This is a genomic window from Atopomonas hussainii (assembly GCF_900109735.1).
GTDB classification, from domain to species: Bacteria; Pseudomonadota; Gammaproteobacteria; order Pseudomonadales; family Pseudomonadaceae; genus Atopomonas; species Atopomonas hussainii.
Genome location: NZ_FOAS01000029.1, coordinates 1 through 6,430 on the forward strand (window position 1 = coordinate 1; position 6,430 = coordinate 6,430).

Consider the following 6,430-nt stretch of genomic DNA (forward strand, 5'->3'; position numbering starts at 1 on the left):
TCGATACCGACAAAGCCGCGAATAGCCTGACTGTCGTAAACCGCATCTTCTGTGCCTTCGTCCGAAAGACCAAAGCACTGCTGCACAACGTACAAGCGAAGCATGCGTGGCAAACCAATGCTGGGACGCCCACGCTTGCCCGTGTTGTCTGCATAGAAGGGGGCAATCTGAGCTTCAAGCAAGGTCCAAGGCGTGAGCTGCTCAAGATCGCTGAGAAATCGATCGCGGCGTGTCAGCTTTTTCTTGCCGGCATATTCGGCTTCGGAAAAGGTTTTTTGCATGCGGCTGACTCAGGCGATGGGCTTCCCGCGATTGTGCCAGCCAAGAGAGCTGCTGAGGAATAAATCAGCGTTTCCCTATCTCTTTAACAAATGCGACCTCGTCGCCTGAGTTAAGTAGCTTTAGTTCGACTGTGGGTTGAGGGCTTTCTTCAATGGTTTTTTTGTCTGAGTCAAATATGTCAACGATTACTATTTTGGCGGTTTTTCTTTCTGGTGTCAGTGTGTTGATTTTTGCATTCCCACTTGCTTGATTTATCGTTATGCTGCCGTTTGAGTTGATGTTTTTAATGTTGTTTGCGTGTTTTTCGGAGGAGGTGTATTTTTTGAAGATTGACATAATTAGTCCAATAAGAGAAATTCCTAATCCGCTAAGAAACCATTCCTTGTTGTCGATTAACCACTGAAGCAAAGAAATACTCCTCAAAGGCTGGCCTTTGTTTAGGTGCGGACTTTACCGCCCCGTTGAGCGAAACGAACGGCTTGGCGTGGTTGTTAGCTGTCAACTGCAGCTAGTTCAATTTCATTGGCTTCGAACTCAGAAACGGATTTTGTTTCAACTCCAAATCTATATATCGGACGCCCCTTAAATAAAAACACCTGATTTGAGTCTCGGTTGTATCTTATGGTGTCAAAATCTGCTTGTTTGAGGAATATGCTAACAGTAGCTCTGCCTGCTCTACGAATTGCTACGATCTTGCTGGCTGGATAAAGTTTGTATACCTTTCCTTGTATTTCTTGATAGGTGCCAAGGTAAGTCTCGTCCTTGAGGGATGCAAGGTATTCTTTAGTTTGGCCAGAAAATACAGCGACTGTTTCTCTGTCTAACGCAGGCGCGCCTAGAGAAATTGACTCAACTCCGCCAACGGAGTCAACTCGATTAACGATATTTGCTACCTCGGTATATATCGAGCCAATGAATATTTTTTTATTTTGATCTTCCTCTTTTTCTACACGCTTGAGGATATCACCTATGTAGTATCCTACAACTCCAGAAATCACATAATCCATGAGCTTTTTCATGGACTCTTGAACTACAGGGTCTGCGAGTATTGGTAGAAGGGCAAATGCATCGGATTTGCGTTTTCTCTCACCCAGTTGCAGGGCAAGTGATTCACGCTCCTCTTTGCTTGGATACGCCCCTTTCAGCAACTTTCCATTTTGAGCTAAATAGGCTTTGTGGATTATTCTTTGTATAGCTAGTAGTGATTCACTTAAGTCATAAATGCTGACGCCACTATCCTCTAGCCGTTTTCCAATAAAGCGGACGGACAGTATTCCATTTTCGTATTTTTCGCGGTCTAGCATATACATTTCCTTTGACTGCTAACGTGATGTAGACACAGTGTGTCGTTTAGCCTGCTGGCATTCCACGGCTGCAAAGCCTCTAAAAGGCCACTGTTCAGCACGTCGGGGTGTGTTCTGCAGTTAGACGACATTTGGTGTGTTTGAGGGGTAATTTCGTTATTCATCCTTGAATCTCCTCCGGGCATGCCATCGCCTAGCCACTTCCTGTGTTATCGCTATCCCGCGTTTTGATTGCTCAAGCTTGAAGGCGTTTCGTCGTGATCAAGGCTTGTTTGTCCTGACTATGCAGCTGTTTCGGCGTCAGTCAAAACGCGGGGTTACTGACTCGATAGTGCAGGAACGAGCACGGAACTGGAAGGCCTAGATTTAGCCAATCTCACTGCGCTACACCACGACGTAGAGCCTTTGGCCAGTTTGGCCGGGCGAAGCAGCGGCAGCTTCTACACCCATAATCGCCCGCGCTATGGGCTCACTTTCTAAGCTAGCGCCAAGCTCAGCTCCCTTCATTCCGTTGCACAGGGGCGCGGAGGACTATGTCATGCCAGCTCCAAGCTGGGCATGCGCTTTGATAAAGCCGGCGCGGCAGCGGGCATTGCTAACGAAAAATGTCTGTTTCTTGCCCCGTAGCCAAAGCGGGTAGCGACACGGTCGTGCAGGCTGAGCGTTATGTGGGTGATCGAAAGGGCAAAAGGTCACGCCAATACGCTAAAAACAGCGAATTGCGGAACAAAACTGGAGTTGCGGAACCGGTGAAGGGGTGACGCGAAGGTCGAACAGGCTGAGGTGCTTGATAGAGATGGTGCCCGGAGCCGGAATCGAACCGGCACGATCGCAATGATCGGGGGATTTTAAGTCCCCTGCGTCTACCTATTCCGCCATCCGGGCCGGGGTAGAGAGGCGCTTATCTTAGGCGGCTCGAGCGCTCGCGTCGAGGCAAAAATTCAACTTTTTCAACAAGTTCGCAAATTTTTCTACAGTGCGCGGAAACCTTGACGAATTTCTTCGGCAAGGCAGCGGCTGGCGGCCGTGGCGCGTTGTTCGTTGTGGCAGAGCACTAGCGATACCTCGGGCAGTGGTGGCAGTGCGCTGTGGTTTAACAGGCTTAACGGTGCGTCGATTAGGCAGCGTGGCATCACGGTGATGGCAAGCCCGGCCAAGACGGCGGCGCGAATGGCGGTGAGGCTCGGGCTAGAGCAGGCGATGCGGTAGGGGCGTTGGATGTTCTCCAGCGCGCTAACAGTCCAGTCGCGGAAGAAGCAGCCGTTTTCATACAGGGCCAGCGGTAGCAGTTGTTGGTCGAGCAGCGGCGTGTCGGCAAGGCCGACCCAAGCTAGGGCTTCGCGGCGTAGCAGTTCGCCTTCTTCTTGGCCGGGGCGGCAGCTGAGGATGTGCAGATCGAGTGTGCCTTCGGGCAGTGCGCGCAGTTCGTCGCTGGTGCGGCAGTGCAGTTCAATTTCAATCAGCGGGTAGCACTGGGCAAAGCGTTTGAGAATGTCCGGCAGAAAGCGCAGCACGTAGTCATCCGGTGCGCCGATGCTGACTTTGCCGACCAAGTCGGGGGTGCGAATGGCGCTTAAGGCTTCGTGGTGCAGATGCAGAATGCGGCGGGCGTATTGCAGCAGGGCTTGGCCTTCGCTGGTGAGGCTGATGTTGCGCGGTTCGCGGTGCAGCAGTTGGCGGCCGAGTACGTCTTCTTCGAGGCGCTTCATCTGCATGCTGATGGCCGATTGGGTGCGGTTTAGGGCTTGGGCCGCACGGGTAAAGCTGGCGTGTTCGGCAATCGCCACAAAGGTGCGTAGCAGTTCGGGATCTAGGCTCTGATGCATTTCAAAATAATTGATGCTTGGGATGATTTTAATTCGTTGGATTGATTCTATGCCCCGCCACAGACTCTGTCAGCACTGAGCAGACAGCAGGAGGTGAATCATGGATTGCATCGAACGAGACTGGCTTTGCGTGTCCCGCGAGGGTGTTATCGAGGCGAAGCCGCGTTGGTGGTGGCGCATGTGGCTGCAAGTACAGCGCTGGCGTGCATTGCAGCGCGAGCGGGCGGCATTGTATGGCTTAAGTGATGCGGCGTTAAAGGATTTAGGCCTAAGCCGTTATGACGTGGATAAAGAAGCGCAGCGACCGTTTTGGGACGATCCGCTGCGCATGTAGCTTGCAACCTTATTCGGCAGCGCGGGTCTGGCGAACGTGTTTTAGGGTTTCGGCGATCATAAACGCCAGCTCCAGCGACTGGTCGGCATTCATGCGTGGGTCGCAGTGGGTGTGGTAACGATCGCCAAGCCCAGCTTCGGTTACCGGGCGGGCGCCGCCGATGCATTCGGTGACGTTTTGCCCGGTCATCTCGATGTGGATGCCGCCGGCGTACGAGCCTTCGGCTTGGTGCACTTCGAAGAACTGGCGCACTTCTTTAAGAATGCTCGCCACGTCGCGGGTTTTGTAACCGTTGCCGGCTTTGATGGTGTTGCCGTGCATGGGGTCGGAGCTCCACAGCACGCGGCGGCCATCGCCTTCCACGGCACGTACCAAGGCTGGCATGTGCTCAGCCACTTTGTCGGCACCCATGCGCACAATCAGGTTGAGGCGGCCGGGGTCGTTGTCCGGGTTGAGCAGGTCGATTAAACGCAGCAGCTCGTCGGGATTCATGCTGGGGCCGACTTTGACGCCTATCGGGTTGCCCACGCCGCGCAGGTATTCGACATGCGCGCCGTCGAGCTGACGGGTGCGGTCGCCAATCCACAGCATGTGAGCGGAGCAGCCGTACCAGTCGCCGGTCAGGCTGTCGCGGCGGGTGAGGGCTTGTTCGTAGTTGAGCAGCAGGGCCTCGTGGGCAGTGAAGAAGCTGGTTTCTTTCAGCTGCGGTGCGCGGTCGCTGTCGAAGCCACAGGCACGCATAAAGGCCAGCGTTTCGTCGATGCGCGCGGCCAGCTGCTGGTAGCGCTCGGCCATTGCCGAGTTGGCGATAAAATCGAGGTTCCACTGGTGCACTTGGTGCAGGTCGGCAAAGCCGCCGCCGGCAAAGGCGCGCAGCAAGTTAAGCGTGGCGGTGGCTTGGTGGTAGGCCGCCAGCAAGCGCTCTGGGTCTGGGCTGCGCTCGGCTTCGGTAAAGCCGATGCCGTTGACGATATCGCCACGGTAGGCCGGCAGGGTAATGCCGTTCTGGGTTTCTGCACCGCTGGAGCGCGGCTTGGCAAACTGGCCGGCCATGCGACCGACTTTGACCACCGGGCAGGCAGCGCCGAAGGTGAGCACCACGGCCATCTGCAACAACACTTTAAAGGTGTCGCGAATTTTGCCGGTGGAGAACTCGGCAAAGCTCTCGGCGCAGTCGCCGCCTTGCAGTAAAAACGCGCGGCCTTGGCTGACTTCGGCAAACTGGCGGCGCAGCTCGCGCGCTTCGCCGGCAAACACCAGCGGCGGCATGGCTTGCAGACGTTGCTCTACCGAGGCCAGTTGCGTGGCGCAGGGGTATTCGGGTTGTTGCTGGATGGGCTTGGCTCTCCAGCTATCGGGGCTCCAGATCGAACTCATGGCAGGCTCTTTATTGCTTGGCATTCTAAGGTTGGCGGCATGGTAACTGATAAGGGCAGGGCAGGCAGCCTATCGCGACTATGGCCTTTTTCTATGGCATGCGGATTGATCTGTGTTAACCCGTGCAAGGCATAATGCATTTTATTTTCCGGAGCAGCCTGTGGCCGAAGAAACCCTGTTGTATGAAACGCACGATGCGTGGGGGCGTTTACGGGTCACGCAGGTGGGTGATTACCGCTATTTAGTGTTTGGCGATGAGTGCGAGCAAAGCTGCCTGTATGTGCCCGACCCCGCTTGGCTGGAGTACGACTACACCCGCGCCATGCTGCTGGGCGCGCTGCTGCACGGCGCGCCAGAAAAGGCGCTGTTTTTAGGCTTAGGGGCCGGCAGCTTGCTGCACGCCGGGCAGCGTTGGCTGGGCCTTAAACAGCTGAATGTGCTGGAGCTACGCCCGCAAGTGCCGCTGTTGGCGCGTGAGTTTTTTGCTTTGGATGCGCTGGATGGCCTGCACTTACGGGTTGCCGAAGCGCAACAGGCGCTTGGCGAAGAGCCCGACACCGACCTGATCTTTATGGACTTATACGGTGACGAAGGCCCGGCCGCCGAGCATTTGTCGTGGGGCTTTTTAGAAGCCTGCTATGCGCGATTGCGCCCCGGTGGCTGGCTGATCATCAATCAATGGACTGGCGAAAACGGCGCGCCGTTTGCCGCGCCATTGCTGCGTGGTTTGTTTCGCCACAACTATTGGGAATGCCCAGTGTGCGAAGGCAATGTGCTGCTGTGGGTGCCGGGGCCAAATACCGCAGCGCCAGACTTTGCCGCACTGGCCGCCAAAGTAGCAGCGCTGCGCGGCGAGCTTGGTTATGACTTGTTGCCGCTATTAAAGGGCGTGCGAGCGGCGAGTTAGCGTTTGTGGAGTTGGAGTGCATTTGAGCGATTTATTAGAGTGCGTGCGCATCTAGGGAAACGCTGATTTATTAAGCCTCACACCAGCACCAGTGCCGATTCGCAGCGCAAAATCAGAAAACCAGCTCGATTCCCCGCATGACTAGCGCCTTTTGGCGTTAGCGCAGCCTCCGTAGAGGCCATTTCCCGTCAGCAAGACGGATTTATCCCGTGAGCACGCATCAAATGTCGCTTGGATAGCAGCAAATTCGCGAAGCCAAACAGGCTGAACAGCTGCGCCGTGTTTTTCGTCAGACCGCGATAGCGCGTTTTGCGGTAATGAAACAGATTTTTAACCACGTGAAAGGGATGCTCGACTTTGGCGCGCACTTTGGCTTTCAGGCGTTCTATTTGCTCTTGCA

8 protein-coding genes and 1 tRNA gene are annotated in these 6,430 nt (G+C 55.0%); 2 read left to right on the forward strand and 7 right to left on the reverse strand.

Going from position 1 to position 6,430, the window contains the following annotated elements; all coding sequences use genetic code 11:
* From BMX80_RS17335 to BMX80_RS17355, 5 genes are all read right to left on the reverse strand, one after another.
* On the reverse strand, nucleotides 1-281 hold a 281-nt coding region (locus tag BMX80_RS17335), incomplete at its 3' end, for a transposase (protein WP_139214163.1).
* A 64-nt stretch (nucleotides 282-345) separates the two neighbouring features.
* On the reverse strand, nucleotides 346-690 hold the full coding sequence (locus BMX80_RS17340; protein ID WP_074870758.1) for a hypothetical protein: 345 nt from the start codon (nucleotides 688-690) through the stop codon (nucleotides 346-348).
* An 83-nt stretch (nucleotides 691-773) separates the two neighbouring features.
* Nucleotides 774-1,586, reverse strand: coding sequence for a hypothetical protein (locus BMX80_RS17345; RefSeq protein WP_074870761.1), 813 nt, complete (start codon nucleotides 1,584-1,586; stop codon nucleotides 774-776).
* Nucleotides 1,587-2,383: 797 nt separating this feature from the next.
* Nucleotides 2,384-2,471: transfer RNA gene (locus BMX80_RS17350), tRNA-Leu, on the reverse strand.
* An 86-nt stretch (nucleotides 2,472-2,557) separates the two neighbouring features.
* A complete protein-coding gene (locus BMX80_RS17355) occupies nucleotides 2,558-3,412 on the reverse strand; it encodes a LysR substrate-binding domain-containing protein (protein WP_074870763.1) in 855 nt (284 codons plus the stop codon).
* Between the two features lie 100 nt (nucleotides 3,413-3,512).
* On the opposite strand from BMX80_RS17355, the gene BMX80_RS17360 reads away from it, so the two are divergent.
* Nucleotides 3,513-3,746, forward strand: a complete 234-nt coding sequence (locus BMX80_RS17360; protein ID WP_175474926.1) for a DUF1127 domain-containing protein — start codon at nucleotides 3,513-3,515, stop codon at nucleotides 3,744-3,746.
* Between the two features lie 9 nt (nucleotides 3,747-3,755).
* On the opposite strand, the gene BMX80_RS17365 is transcribed toward BMX80_RS17360, so the two are convergent.
* Complete coding sequence (locus BMX80_RS17365) at nucleotides 3,756-5,123, reverse strand: class II 3-deoxy-7-phosphoheptulonate synthase (RefSeq protein WP_074870765.1); 1,368 nt, start codon at nucleotides 5,121-5,123, stop codon at nucleotides 3,756-3,758.
* Nucleotides 5,124-5,283: 160 nt separating this feature from the next.
* On the opposite strand from BMX80_RS17365, the gene BMX80_RS17370 reads away from it, so the two are divergent.
* A complete protein-coding gene (locus tag BMX80_RS17370; RefSeq protein WP_074870767.1) occupies nucleotides 5,284-6,030 on the forward strand; it encodes a spermidine synthase in 747 nt (248 codons plus the stop codon).
* 188 nt (nucleotides 6,031-6,218) lie between these two features.
* Here BMX80_RS17370 and BMX80_RS17375 read toward each other — a convergent pair.
* Nucleotides 6,219-6,430, reverse strand: a 212-nt coding sequence (locus BMX80_RS17375) for a transposase (RefSeq protein WP_139214220.1), incomplete at its 5' end; no start/stop codon positions are given.